Raw genomic sequence first — 13,368 nt, 5'->3', positions numbered from 1 at the left:
GGCAGGTTTGCGGTGAAGACCGCCAAGGTGCCTGAACAAGGAACGACATCAGATGTTTCCGGACTCTCTCAATCTCTCCATCCGGGCGCCTGTGAATGACTTCATCCAAGCGCTCGTCACAAATTATGGCTGGGTCTTCAAGGCGATCAGCGGCGTCATCCTGAAAGCCGTGCTGTTCATCGAATGGATCCTGCGCGGCCTGCCCTGGTGGCTCGTCATTCTCGCCTTCATGGCACTCGCCTGGCAGAGTTCGCGTCGCTGGTCGCTGACCGTCGCAGTTGGCGCCCTGCTTCTTGCCGTCGGCGTGCTCGGCCTCTGGGATCTGACCATGCAGACGCTGGCGCTGATGCTGATGGCAACGATCGTCTCGGTGGTGATCGGCGTGCCGATGGGTATTCTTGTCGCCAAGAGCCGGGTCGTCCGCAACATCACGCTGCCCGTGCTCGATGTCATGCAGACGATGCCGAGCTTCGTCTATCTCATTCCGGCACTGATGCTTTTCGGTCTCGGCAAGGTGCCGGCCATTCTCGCTACGATCATCTATGCCGTCCCGCCGCTGATCCGCCTCACCGATCTCGGCATCCGCCAGGTCGACACGGAGGTTATCGAGGCAGCGACCGCCTTCGGCGGTAGCCCGACGCAGATCCTTTTCGGGGTCGAGCTGCCGCTTGCGACACCGACCATCATGGCGGGTCTCAACCAGACGATCATGATGGCGCTTTCGATGGTGGTGGTGGCCTCGATGATCGGTGCACGCGGTCTCGGCGAGCAGGTGCTGAACGGCATCCAAACCCTCGACGTCGGCAAGGGCCTGGAGGCTGGCATCGGCATCGTCATCCTGGCGATCGTGCTCGACCGCATTACGCAGGGCTTCGGCAAGGCCCGGACGGAGGACGCCCGCAATGGCTGATATCGAAATCCGCAATGTCTACAAGATCTTCGGGCACGACGCGAAGACGGCGCTCGCCATGGCCAAGGACGGCCTGGACAAGGCCGATATTCTCGCCCGCTCCGGCTGCAGCGTCGGCCTCAACAATGTCAGCCTCAAGATCGGCGCCGGCAAGATCTTCGTCATCATGGGGCTTTCCGGCTCCGGCAAGTCGACGCTGGTGCGCCACATCAACCGACTGATCGAGCCGACGAGCGGCGAGGTCGTCTTCGACGGAAGCAACATCCTCGATCTGGATGCCAAGACGCTGCGGGCGTTTCGTATGCGCCGCGTCAGCATGGTGTTTCAGAGTTTCGCCCTGATGCCGCACCGTACCGTGCTGCAGAATGTCGTCTACGGCCAACGTGTGCGCGGCGTATCGAAGGCGGACGCCCGCGGCATCGGCATGAAATGGATCGATACGGTCGGACTTGCCGGCTACGACGCTAAATTCCCGCATCAGCTTTCCGGCGGGATGAAGCAGCGCGTCGGGCTCGCACGAGCGCTTGCCGCCGATACCGACGTGATCCTGATGGACGAGGCCTTCAGCGCACTTGATCCGCTGATCCGCGCCGACATGCAGGACCAGCTCCTGCAATTGCAGCAAAATCTCTCGAAAACCATCGTCTTCATCACCCATGATCTCGATGAAGCGTTGCGCATCGGCTCGGAAATCGCGATCCTCAAGGACGGTCAGGTCGTGCAGGTCGGGACGCCGGATGATATTCTGGGCAATCCGGCTAACGACTATGTCGCGCGCTTTGTTCAGCGTCGGCAGGGAAGACCCGAATCCCATGACTGAGACGATCACGATCGACGGCCCCCTCACCTGGCGAGAGATTGCTGCTGTCGCCGGGGGAGCGCGCCTCGCCTTGTCCGATGCCGCCCGCACGCGGATCGTCGAAGCGCGACGGATCGTTGATGCTCTGGTCGAGCGTGGCATCCGCGGCTACGGCATCAACACCGGTGTCGGTGCGCTCTGTGACGTCGTGATCAGCCGCGAGAACCAGCGAGCCCTGTCGCGCAACATCATTCTCAGCCATGCCTGCGGCGTGGGCGAGCCGCTCGGGAACGCCGAGGCGCGCGCCGTGATGGCGGCGCAGATTGCCAACTTCGCCCACGGCTTCTCCGGCGTCCGGATGGAAACCGTCGAGGCTCTGCTTGCACTTCTCGATGCCGACATCATTCCGCTGATCCCGTCGCGTGGCTCGGTCGGCTATCTCACCCATGCCGCCGCCATCGGTCTCGTCCTGATCGGACGAGGTGCGGCCGTGCATGGCAAAGACCGGCTGAGCGGCGCCGACGCCCTTGCCCGCATCGGGCTTGAACCGTTGCGGCTCGAGGCGAAAGAAGGCCTCAGTCTCGTCAACGGCACACCTTGCGCCACAGGCCAGGCTGCCTTGGCCCTTGCCCGTATGGAGCGGCTTCTCGACTGGGCGGATGCGGCCTCTGCGATGACTTACGAAAACCTGGGCAGTCAGGCGAATGCATTCGCCGAGGGGCCGCTGGCGCTGCGGAAATCGCGCGGCCTCCAGGCGGTCGGCGCGACATTGCGTGACTGGCTGGCACAAAGCCCGATGCTTGCCGAAACAGCCGGCACCCGCACCCAGGACCCATTGAGCCTGCGCGCCATACCCCATGTCCATGGCGCCGCGCGTGACACCTTCGATCACGTCGCCGAGGTGGTGAACCGGGAGCTTTCGAGCGTTACCGATAATCCGGCGGTTTCCGGCACGCCGGAAGCACCGGAGGTGCATTCCCAGGCGCACGCCGTCGGTGCCGCCCTCGGTCTCGCCATGGACAGTCTCGCGATCGCGGCGGCGGAGCTCGCAGCGATTTCGGAGCGCCGCATCGACCGGCTGGTGAACCCGCTCGTCAGTGGTCTGCCTGCCTTTCTCGCGGGCGACAGCGGCGTTTCTTCGGGCTACATGATAGCGCAATACACCGCCGCGGCGCTCGCGGCAGAAAACCGCCGCCTGGCGGCACCGGCAAGCCTCGATGGCGGCATTACTTCTGCGCTTCAGGAGGACATTCTCACCCACGCAACGCCCGCAGCCTGGAAGGCGCTCTCGATCCTCGACAATCTCGAGCAAATTCTGGCGATCGAGTTGCTCGCGGCCGCCCAGGCCTATGATCTGCAACCACGATCCCGAGCCAAGGCGACACGGACGGCCTCCCTCTATGGCTGCATCCGCGAAACGATCTCGACCTATGCCGACGACCGGCCTATGAATGAGGACGTCGATCGGATGCGCAATCTGATGCAAGGAGCTACGCCATGAAGATCCTGCGTTCGAACGAATATAGGCGCATGCCGTGGAAGAACGGCGGCGGCGAGACTGTGGAAATCGCCGTCTCCCCGGAGCGCGCGTCGCTTTCCGATTTCGACTGGCGCATCAGCATGGCGACGGTGGCGAGCGATGGTTCTTTTTCCACCTTCCCCGGCATCGACCGCACGCTCTCGATCCTCGAAGGTGCCGGCATGACACTCGCGATCGAAGGGCGACAGCCGAAACTGCTGACGGTCGCCGATGCGCCGCTGTCCTTCCCCGCCGATGCGCCGACATCGGCTGCGCTTCGCGACGGCCCGGTTATCGACCTCAACGTCATGACGCGACGCAGCGCGCTGAAACACCGCGTGCGGCGGCTTCACGTCGAGGGCTCGCAGTCGCTCGAATCCCATGCGCGAGAGCTCATCGTCTTCTGCCACCGCGGAAGCGTCACACTGGCGGCGGAAGGGGTGACCGCGACGCTCCATGCACTGGATGCGGCGATCCTCGTCCAGCCGCCTCCTCTCACGCTGTCGGCCGACATCGCGTCGGGGCTTTTCCTTGTCGAGATGATGCCCGGCGGCGCGGCCTGAGGAAATGCCTTCCGGCACCGTGATCTACCGCAAGGACGTCGACGGGCCCGGCAAGGCCCTGCGCCGGAGTTCATAGGCTCACCGCGCCACAAAACAGCTCAGAAATTTGTTGGGAACTTTTGTGCGTCCGAGAGGACGCATTTTCTTTATTGCCGCCGCCCGCCATCCAAATGCGGTTGCGGCAAGAGAGCCCTCCGCCCGATCCCCCCGGCTCAAAATCCGCCTTCGCGTCTACGGCGTGCGCTCTCGCTGCGATAAGATCGCAATCCCGGACGGAAAAGCCTGAACTGCTCTAGCGTCCTATGCTCGCGGATTTGGAACCGCTCTGCGATTGCCCTCCGCCGCGTCCACCCTGGGAGACACCATCGCCGTGAGAACTGCCAGGATTTGTGCTGTCCGGGCCGTTACCCCAACCGTTATTGCCGTGATCTTTGCTGCCGCCTCCACCCGATTTGGCGATTGCATTCGACGTAAGGCTCGTCGACAGCAACATCGTCACCGCCGGCGGCGTCACCACTGCGAAGCGGCCGCAGCTTTTCAAAAACTCGCGCCGGTCTTCTTCACTGCGTGACGGCAGCCCGTCTGGCATCTGAGAACTCATGAATGCCTCCTGTTCGCGTCGGATAACCGACCTAGCGTACTGTAAGACCAAAGAAATTGATAGCGGGAATTATCTCGTTACTTTGACGGAGCAGGACTACGCAGCGATGATTCTTCTTGGTTAAATAAACAGCAAAAAATAGGGTCGTTTAACTCTAAAGCATTATGCCGAAAAGTCGGTGAGAATGGCGCCTCGCGCCGTCCTGTTCGAAACATTCACGACACACTGGCGATTTTTGCGCGGGTTTTACGCCTTGCCCGGGGCTATCGGGCGAAAAATACGACGCAACTCGCGAAGCTTTCGCTTCGTTTCCTGCCGCCGGGAAGAATGGGGCTCGCCTCCAAAGCGATCCCAGGATGGATAATGCAACAGTTCCGTCAGAAGCGTCAGAAGCGTAAACGACGCGCGGAGATATTGTCGTTCTATCTGGATTTTTCGCCGCCAAAGTTGGAAATGCGCGGCCTTGCCGAACAACGCCGCGGGAGTACTCCCGATATTGAACAATGCACTTATCGTCAGAATCTGTGTGTCGATTGCATTTCTTTCATATCCCGCTGAAAACAGCGACCTCAACACCTCCCATTGTATCTCACCTGTGGAACGCGCAATGTTTGCTATGTCGAGAAGATGGCGCAGGTCGACCAAACCTCGCCAGTAGTCTCCATCCTGAAATTGATCGTGCAGCATCAGATAGACCACCTGGGCGAACGGCGAAGGGATGTAGACGTGGCCTCCGGCGAGTGCCATCCGGTTGCCGTTGCGGTACAGCCATTCGATGTCGCTGAAGGAGGCTGGACCCTTCAGGCGGCAATGGAGGTCGATGCTGCCGGCATCAGCGGGGCGAGCGAGTACGACAGGTAGACGGAACTTTGGATTTCCGGGCCAGGAGCCCACACCGGCGTCTTCGCGGGTTTCATAGCCAACACTTTGCAGTGCTGCAATCGCCCTGGCCATCTCGGCGGGTCGAACGAAAATATCCAGATCGGTAAGCATCCGCGCACCGATCTCGTCCTGTCTCTGCGCCACTAGAATTGCGGCGCCCTTCATGGCAACCGGTTCGATGCCAATGTCGTTCAAACGGCTTACCGCTTCTTCCAGCTGGGAATTCAGCCGTGAATTGCGCTGTGAATTTCTCTGGTAAATCGCCGCAAGATAGGTCCGAACCTCCTCGGGGATATCGTCCTGGCGCGCAAATCTGGCCACCGCCACGGCAAGCGACGGGATCGTCATGGTCTTGTTCGCCAGGTCTATGACGGCGTCCCAGTCTATCTCGTCGGGAAGGCGGCCATCAAGGCAGGAAGCAAGAGCGAGAAGATCCCTGTAGCTACTCCGCTTCATGATACCGGTCCAGGATCGCAACGGCTTCATCGAGCCGTGAAAAAGCAAGCTCCGCCACGCGAGCGCCGGAAACGACATTCAGCAAGCTCTGGAATTGGGTCATGTCCAGCCGTCGCGCGGGAGTAAACGCGCCTGCGACCAGTTCAGACAGAGCCTGCACCGGCTCTACTGCCGAAACCACCGCCGGCCCCTTTTTTCGGCGGCGGATGAGCACGATCGTGTGCAGCGGAACACGCTCGCGCGGCGCCTGCCGAACCGGCGCGACATACCGGACACTTTTGTTGTCGAGGCGGCGGTGCACCGGGCAGGACATGATCGCATCGCGAGACCCCTCAAGGAGACCCCACGAACCGGACTTGAGCGCGAGCGCAAAGGGCACCCCGCGCACCAGACCCCGGCCGTCCATCAATGCAATATCGTCGCCGCCGCAATCAAAGCCCGCGTCAACGAGCGCCATAGCAAGTGTCGTCTTTCCCGCTCCTGGCGCGCCGCAGATCAGAAGGCCCCGCGATTTCTTCACCAGAAGCGCCGCGTGAAGCGCAATGTCGGTGCCGACCGCCGCCAAGACGTCTTCGGTGAGAAAGCTCTTCAATGCTGGCGCCGCCTCGGCGCCAGTGACGATCATCCCCGGAGAGCCGTTCCTGCTGATGCACAGCCGGTCGCCGAACCTTGCCACATTGTAGCAAAAAGGGGCCTCGATGCCCTTCACCGCCAGATGATCGAAAACGGGCCGAAGCAGATCGACGGCACCTTGATCGTAATATGCCACCGATGCGGCAGTCGCGGCGAGATCAAGCACATGTGTGCCAACAGGCGGTCCGTCGCTCTCGTCAAGCACAATGTCCAGCAATCCCTGACGGGACCAGGAAAGGAGATATTTTCTCACGAATGCACCGGCGGAACTCCGGTTGACGCCACGCGCCGCAAGGTCGGATACCAGTTGTTGAAACGACATGGCTTCGGCGAGATTGCAGGTCAGATACGCCGTTAGGTCGTCAAGTTCAAAAATCCGTTGCAACGATTCGACGAAAATCGTTTTGCGGTTCCCAATCAGGAAAAACTCTGCGCGGTCAGAAACGCGGAACTTCATTCCAACCCCCTTTGTACGCTGGTCGGAAACATGCAACTGCTGCACTTACTTCTGATCTAAAATCCGCGTTCCTGCTAGCCGGAAAACAGTCCAGCCCGATAACGTAGGATGCCTGAAGACCTTGATGGCTGCTACCGTCGATGAAGACGACTGTTGAGTGAGCATGATCCGATAGGGCAGTTGTCGACCTTGCTTACCTCGCTTTCGACCACACAAGCGGGACCCCGTACCGTTGCGGCAGGGGACCCGCCCTAAAGCTTTTCTGAAATAATTAGGTTCTTGTGGTTGCTTCACCGCGGCGAATTCCATGGAGCTAGGGTGTCATCACCTTCAATCCATAGGACCTTAGTCCCGCACGCCGCGGGCAAACGTCTTAGGCCTGTATTTCGGCTGCGAGCGCGACCACGGCAAGGCGCTCTTTGGACAAGATCATGGCCGGGCACTTGAAGCCGCTTCCGGGGCACTTCATGCTATCGATCAACGACGTTTCGGCGATCCGGCAGACGTTCGCGGGGTTCGCCTTTCTTGAGGCCGAACTGACCTACTCCGTCGGTCGGGGGCAAGGAAAGGCGGTGCGGGAACTGATCATCAAAGGCGCCGATTGTGCCAATTCGCGGCCTCCTAATCGCCTCCAACAGGGGCCTCTCGACGCGCTCATAAACCCGCCATGAAAATAGCACTGCGGCAATAACTCCAACAGGATGATGATGTCCGGCGCCAACGGGAAGGCGTTCCAGAGCGTCAGAAAAAGAGAAATCGGAAAGGTGTGGAAGAGATAGAGCGTATAGGAGCCGTCGCCGAGATAGGTCCAAATGCTCCGCTCGGCGCGGACTTGCATCGTGCCGTAGACGATCAGGCCGGCGGGGACGCCATACACGAGGACGCGCTGGAACGCCTCTTTGCCAAGAAGGAAATCAATAGTGTCGCCAAACGGAGTGATGCCTAGTGGGCCGGCAATCAGGATGGCGGTGGCACCAAGCGGGATGCCCCACAAGGCCGCGCGGAACGGTGGCGCGAAGGCAAGGGCAACCCCGATCAGGAATTCGATAATGATCGGGTTGCCGATGAACTGAAACACCGGCCCTGCCGACCTGAATGCACAAGAGATGGCAAAGAGCCCCAGCAGGAGCGGCAGGAACCGCCGATCAAACAGCACAAGCGTCGCCGCGCCGTAGAACAGCATCTCAAAACAGAGGGTCCATGCCACAGGGAGGATAGGCGCGGTCATCACGTCGAGAGCCGGCCAAAGGGTGATTGTCGTCACCACTTCGCGCCAGCCAAAGCCCGCCTTGGCCGCGACGAAGGCTGCCGGGATAGATGCCAGATAATAGATCGGCACGATCCGGCGAAGCCGCTTCCAGGCGAATTGCTGCCATGTGAGATTGCGTCCGGTGCGCGTGATGATGACGCCTGAGATGACGAAGAAAATATCGACGCCGGCCGTGCCAGCGATCTGAATTTCAGGCGGGAGAACGCCGCTGGAGCCTGTCGCCTGAAAAGCTGTCAGCGCCGCATGCAGGTAGACGACCATGAGCGCGGCGACAAGACGCAGAACTTGTAATGACCAGATCATGTTTCACCTCAACCATGGCGATTAGCTTGCCATGGTTGCGGGGAATATCAACTGCAACCTTACGAGAGCAGTTTGCACCGAGTGCCACGAACGCCTGCACGAGGACGTGGTGGAAGAGGAGATGAGGAGATGGGGAGATGGGGCAATGGGGTGATCGAGAAGCCCTGCAGCGATGACGAAGGCTACTTTGACGAGCCATGCTGAGGCTGCCGCTGGTCGGGCGACCGAGATGGTCAACACTGGTGTGAGTTGGAGGATGTGGCTGCCGAACACGCACTAGCTGAAGACGATACGTGGGTCCCGGTAGGGCTCAGTTTGGCGAGCCGAAGTAATCAAAGGCGGGAAGCGACATGCAGGCGATGAGGCTTCTTCAAAGCGGGTTTGAGACCGCTTCGAAAACGGTGCGTTCTGGAGTGGATTTCGACAAGATGCCGGAAAATTTCACTTTTCCTGTCAAAATTCCGGACATTCACGGGAAGCTACAGAGAGCTACACATCTCTTAGGTACGTTCTGTTACCTATGTCTCCGGGCTGGACAAGGCTTAGAATGGTAGCGGAGGAGGGATTCGAACCCCCGACACAAGGATTATGATTCCTCTGCTCTAACCTACTGAGCTACTCCGCCGCCGGCACCGTGAAGCTTCCCCGAGGAAGCCCGTCTCGGCTGGACGGGCGGCTTATAAGGTGCTGTTCCGGCTAGTGTCAAGCAAAGTCTGCGGGAAAATGTGAACTTTTCCCGACGTTCCTGATCGCACCTGCTCAAGCCGCCGCCGGTGCCTGCAAAAGCGCCTTGAGCGCCGCTTCCGCGCCGGGCTCGCGTTCGGATTTGCGGATGAAACCGCCGCCATAGACGCGCGCGTCTTCGCCGGTGCCGGAATAGAGTGCGCAGGCCTGGCCAGGTGCAACGCCGGCCTCCCCTTCGGCAAGCTCGACGTAGAGACCTTCTGCGTCGTTTCTCAGGACCGCCGGCGCCGGCTGGCGGGTGGAGCGCACCTTGGCGAAGCAGTCGAAGCCGCGGGCAGCAGCCTGCGCAAGCTCCTCGTCGCCCAGCCAGTTGACGTCGCGCAGATAGACACGGCGCGTCTCCAGCGCCTCCTTCGGGCCGACGATGACACGGCGCGAGCGGGCGTCGATATAGACGACGTAAAGCGGCTCGCCGGTGGCGACCCCGATGCCGCGCCGCTGGCCGATCGTATAGTGCAGGATGCCGTCGTGGCTGCCGAGCACGCGCCCGTCGAGATGGACGATCTCGCCGGCGAGAGCCGCATTCGGCTTCAGCTTCGAAACGATGTCGCTGTATTTGCCCTGCGGCACGAAACAGATGTCCTGACTGTCGGCCTTCTTGGCGACGATCAGGCCCATGTCTTCGGCCAGAGCACGCGTTTCGGTCTTGGAAAGCCCACCGAGGGGAAAGCGCAGATAGTCGATCTGTTCCTGCGTTGTCGCGAACAGGAAATAGCTCTGGTCTCGCTCGGCGTCCGTCGGCCGGTAGAGCGCCCGCTGCCCGGCATAGCGCGGCTTCGGGCTCGGCCGGGAGCGGATGTAATGGCCGGTGGCGAGCGCATCCGCGCCGAGCTCCTTGGCGGTCGCAAGCAGATCGGCGAACTTGACCGTCTGGTTGCAGGCAACGCAAGGGATCGGCGTCTCGCCCGCGATATAGCTTTCGGCGAAGGGATTGATCACCGTTTCGCGGAAGCGCGCTTCATAATCGAGCACATAATGCGGAATGCCGAGCGTCTCGCAGACGCGCCGCGCATCGTCGATGTCCTGGCCGGCGCAACAGGAGCCGGCGCGGTGCACGGCCGCGCCATGGTCGTAGAGCTGCAGCGTGATGCCGAGCACGTCATAGCCCCCGCGTTTGAGCAGGCCCGCCACAACGGAGGAATCGACGCCACCGGACATGGCGACGACGACGCGCGTATCTTCGGGCTTGCGGTCAAAATCGAGACTGTTCACGGGATCCAATCCGGCATTGCGGGGCACGCGTCGATCGCCTGCGCCGCCCTGTTTCACGCTCATGCCTTGGGCCTTCCGCAAAAACGGCGCCAAGCGGCATTTCAAAGCTTTCTGTGCCGCGACATATAGAAACTTGTCCGCCCTGCGGCAAGGGCGGAGGTTTGGCTGCGGATCAGCCGCATCAAGCTTTCAGATCAGCTTCATCCGCATCGCGCGAGCGATCGCCTGCATGCGGTTGACCGCATCGAGCTTGCGGGTCGCACTCTTGAAATAGCTGCTGACCGTGTAGGCGGAAATGCCGAGAATGATGGCGATCTCGTCGCTGCTCTTGCCGGCCGCTGCCCACCGCAGGCACTCGATCTCGCGGCTGGACAGTTTTTCACGCGCCGCGCTCCCGGTATCGAAAGTGCGCTCGAGACACTCGAAGAGCTGCACGAGCGTCAGATAGAGCATTGCGCGTTCCGTGCCGACCGGCTCTTCCCGCGTTCCCGAAAGCATGACGACGAACGGCTCCCCATAGGTCGTATGCAAAAGCACGGCAAAATGACGCGTCATGTCAGTATGGGCCTGAAGGTGGCGGACGGACAACGCCTCTCCATCCTTACGTGTGATGTCCAGAAGCTCCGCGCCACCCACGACCGGCAGTTTCGTCTGGCGCAGCCGCTCAACGAGGACGCTCGCCTGAAAGGCGCCGGAGGCATCGTATTGGCGCACCAGTTCGGCGGGCCAATTGCTGAGCACCAGACGTTCGGAAAACCGCTGCTGCTCGGCCAGCGGCAGCCGAGCGATCACGAAGCGGCTGAAGCGGTAGCGCGCAACCAGTCGCCGCATCAAGTGCAACAGCTCGTATTCGGTGCGCACCGATGCGGGATCAAACTCCGAAAGCATGTCGTCATCAGCCTCGTGCCGCGAGGCCGGTTCACTCGATTCCTTCATACCTTGTCACCACGTTGCCGGCGGGTTCGCCTGGTCGAGAATTGAATGCTCCCTTGCAACCCTGGCACAGTCTTCAACTGGCGGCTGCAATACAGCCGGCACCGATCAGCTGGTCGCGCAAGCAACGCGGCCGATCAAGAAAATATGTTGTGCCCAGGAGATAATTCCAGGAGCGTACACGCGAACGCTCATTCTTTGCTGTGCGCCTCGCTATCAAAAATTTTAGTTGAAGTGAAATGTGGTAATTGCATGGCTCCCATGTGAAAACCACGCGAAACTTGGGTTTTTCCATGCGGAGGCCAGCAAATATCGGCAAGGAGACAACGCGCCCGACAGTGATCTCGTCTGTGACGTCCGGTGTTACGTCGCAGCTTCGAAGTGTCTCAAATTATGAGCAAATTGTTACCGGCGGCTTAGGCAAATGTTAAATGTGGCAAGCTAAGGTCGCGGTCATATGGTCTTGAGTTTGTGTAGAGAGTCCCATGACCGAAATGATGCGACCACGCGTAAAGTATGTCATCGGCCCCGATGGCAGCCCTCTGACGATCGCGGATCTGCCACCGGCCAACACCCGGCGCTGGGTTATCCGCCGGAAGGCTGAAGTCGTCGCCGCCGTGCGCGGTGGCCTTTTGAGCCTCGAGGAGGCGTGCGAACGGTACACCCTGACCGTGGAGGAATTCCTTTCCTGGCAGTCCTCCATCAACGATCATGGTCTCGCCGGTCTGCGGACCACGCGCATCCAACAGTATCGCCACTGATTTCACCCGACAGGGCCATAGTTCAACACCGGCGGCTTCGGGATCTGCCCGCAGCCGCCGGTGTTGTTTTGGATCGCATGACGCCGCTACCGCGCCGCGCGTCTCATCAGACGCGCAAAGGACGCCGTAGCACTTTGAATTGCTCATGTTTCCGATCGCGGAAAACATGTTGTAGCATTCCCGCCGGCAGCAACAGATGCGGAGCGAAGATCTATGGAAATCGCCCACGAGGAAATCAATGCAAAGGGCCGTTATTCGGCGACCGTGGAGGGCCATACCGGCGAGATGACCTATTCGCGGTCCTCACCGAAACTGATCATCATCGATCACACGCTGGTGCCGGATGAATTGCGCGGCAAGGGCGTCGGACAAGCGCTCGCAAAGCACGCAGTCGACGAAGCGCGAAAAGGCAGCTGGAAGATCATTCCGCTCTGCCCTTTCATGCGCGCGCAAGCGATGCGCCATCCGGAGTGGCAGGACGTCATTCAGGCGTAAGCGGGCCCGCGCGATCGGCGTTTTCGAAGCTCAGCGGACGGCGCGCTCACAAGCAGCCGAGGTCGTGAAGACGCGCTCTTCCGTCATGCTCCGCCTTGCATTCCGACGAGTCGATCGTCCATCGACGACTTGATACGCCCGGCATCCGAACATGCGGGGGGATCGATTAGATCATTTCATTGTTCCCTTGAAACAATGAAATGATCTAACTCTTTGAAGCCACACAATTCCGGACGGAAACCGTTACATACCTTTCCTGGAACTGCTGCAGGCTGCAATAGAAACGTCTCCCGCGTCAGGCAGACTGCATGACTCGAGAAGACAGCACCGCACGTCCAATCAGATACGGAAAGATCGCTGTAACACTTTGAAGGAGCATAATGACTCAGGCGCGCATGCGGGCGCCTGTGTCTCGTTCTTCGAGCGCCGCCGCTTTCGCGTACTCGGCCTGAACCTCCTCGAGCGCGAGTTCGGCCGCATCCTGCTGCGCCTTCAGCTCGCGAATCGAGACCTGTAGATTGTCGGCTCTCTGGCGGGCGGCCTTGGCGAAGGTGGGATAGGCAAAATGCGCGGGATCCGAAATTCCCGACTTCTTCTCTTCGAATACAATCTGACTTTCCAGATCCTTGGTCATTCGCTCGAACTCAGCCATCATCATCTGAAGCTGGTTCAACTGACGCTGCTTCTCCCGGACCTGAAATTCCTTCAGGCGGACAAGGCTCTCACGTGCTTTCATACGCAATACTCCCGTGGATAGCGAGACCCCGGTTACTGATCCTGACCCGTCGTGCCGGCCCCGTGGCGACCGGAAACAAAAAATAGAAGCGACC

13 protein-coding genes and 1 tRNA gene are annotated in these 13,368 nt (G+C 60.3%); 6 read left to right on the top strand and 8 right to left on the bottom strand.

Annotated features, from left to right (window positions below; all coding sequences use genetic code 11):
- The first annotated feature begins 52 nt into the window (after positions 1-52).
- The 4 genes from QN224_RS23835 to QN224_RS23820 are packed head-to-tail and all read left to right on the top strand — an operon-like array spanning position 53 to position 3,791.
- On the top strand, positions 53-910 hold the full coding sequence (locus QN224_RS23835; protein WP_283978627.1) for a proline/glycine betaine ABC transporter permease: 858 nt from the start codon (positions 53-55) through the stop codon (positions 908-910).
- Complete coding sequence (locus QN224_RS23830; RefSeq protein WP_283978626.1) at positions 903-1,730, top strand: betaine/proline/choline family ABC transporter ATP-binding protein; 828 nt, start codon at positions 903-905, stop codon at positions 1,728-1,730. Before QN224_RS23835 ends, QN224_RS23830 begins: the two co-directional genes overlap by 8 nt.
- Positions 1,723-3,210, top strand: coding sequence for a histidine ammonia-lyase (gene hutH / locus QN224_RS23825; RefSeq protein ID WP_283978625.1), 1,488 nt, complete (start codon positions 1,723-1,725; stop codon positions 3,208-3,210). The genes QN224_RS23830 and hutH overlap by 8 nt, the downstream gene beginning before the upstream one ends.
- Positions 3,207-3,791, top strand: a complete 585-nt coding sequence (locus QN224_RS23820; RefSeq protein WP_269281680.1) for a HutD family protein — start codon at positions 3,207-3,209, stop codon at positions 3,789-3,791. Before hutH ends, QN224_RS23820 begins: the two co-directional genes overlap by 4 nt.
- 292 nt (positions 3,792-4,083) lie before the next feature.
- Here QN224_RS23820 and QN224_RS23815 read toward each other — a convergent pair whose 3' ends face one another.
- The 7 genes from QN224_RS23815 to QN224_RS23785 all read right to left on the bottom strand — a co-directional run bounded on the left by QN224_RS23815 (position 4,084) and on the right by QN224_RS23785 (position 11,285).
- Entirely contained in the window at positions 4,084-4,392 is a 309-nt protein-coding gene (locus tag QN224_RS23815) for a hypothetical protein (RefSeq protein WP_283978624.1), read from the bottom strand.
- 246 nt (positions 4,393-4,638) lie between these two features.
- Positions 4,639-5,730 (bottom strand): nucleotidyltransferase family protein, encoded by a 1,092-nt coding sequence (locus QN224_RS23810; protein WP_283978623.1) that lies wholly within the window; start codon positions 5,728-5,730, stop codon positions 4,639-4,641.
- Positions 5,717-6,820, bottom strand: coding sequence for a serine kinase (locus tag QN224_RS23805; RefSeq protein ID WP_283978622.1), 1,104 nt, complete (start codon positions 6,818-6,820; stop codon positions 5,717-5,719). The genes QN224_RS23810 and QN224_RS23805 overlap by 14 nt, the downstream gene beginning before the upstream one ends.
- A gap of 541 nt (positions 6,821-7,361) precedes the next feature.
- The gene (locus QN224_RS23800; RefSeq protein ID WP_283978621.1) at positions 7,362-8,393 is read right to left on the bottom strand and encodes an acyltransferase; all 1,032 of its coding nucleotides are present in this window, start codon (positions 8,391-8,393) and stop codon (positions 7,362-7,364) included.
- Positions 8,394-8,941: 548 nt separating this feature from the next.
- Positions 8,942-9,018, bottom strand: a tRNA-Met gene (locus QN224_RS23795).
- A gap of 134 nt (positions 9,019-9,152) precedes the next feature.
- On the bottom strand, positions 9,153-10,349 hold the full coding sequence (mnmA, locus tag QN224_RS23790) for a tRNA 2-thiouridine(34) synthase MnmA (protein ID WP_283978696.1): 1,197 nt from the start codon (positions 10,347-10,349) through the stop codon (positions 9,153-9,155).
- Positions 10,350-10,538: 189 nt separating this feature from the next.
- Entirely contained in the window at positions 10,539-11,285 is a 747-nt protein-coding gene (locus QN224_RS23785; protein ID WP_283978620.1) for a LuxR family transcriptional regulator, read from the bottom strand.
- Between the two features lie 482 nt (positions 11,286-11,767).
- On the opposite strand from QN224_RS23785, the gene QN224_RS23780 reads away from it, so the two are divergent.
- Together QN224_RS23780 and QN224_RS23775 are read left to right on the top strand one after the other, a co-directional pair.
- The gene (locus tag QN224_RS23780) at positions 11,768-12,043 is read left to right on the top strand and encodes a DUF1153 domain-containing protein (protein WP_003527546.1); all 276 of its coding nucleotides are present in this window, start codon (positions 11,768-11,770) and stop codon (positions 12,041-12,043) included.
- Between the two features lie 213 nt (positions 12,044-12,256).
- Entirely contained in the window at positions 12,257-12,538 is a 282-nt protein-coding gene (locus QN224_RS23775) for a GNAT family N-acetyltransferase (RefSeq protein ID WP_283978619.1), read from the top strand.
- A 385-nt stretch (positions 12,539-12,923) separates the two neighbouring features.
- Here QN224_RS23775 and QN224_RS23770 read toward each other — a convergent pair whose 3' ends face one another.
- Positions 12,924-13,274: a flagellar export protein FliJ gene (locus QN224_RS23770; protein WP_136508053.1), complete on the bottom strand. Its 351-nt coding sequence runs from the start codon at positions 13,272-13,274 to the stop codon at positions 12,924-12,926.
- Between the last annotated feature and the right edge of the window lie 94 nt (positions 13,275-13,368).

It is taken from the genome of Sinorhizobium sp. 7-81, from assembly GCF_030124405.1.
Taxonomy (GTDB): Bacteria; Pseudomonadota; Alphaproteobacteria; order Rhizobiales; family Rhizobiaceae; genus Sinorhizobium; species Sinorhizobium psoraleae.
Note: the sequence above shows the minus strand (reverse complement) of the source record. Positions and strands in the feature narration are given on the sequence as shown.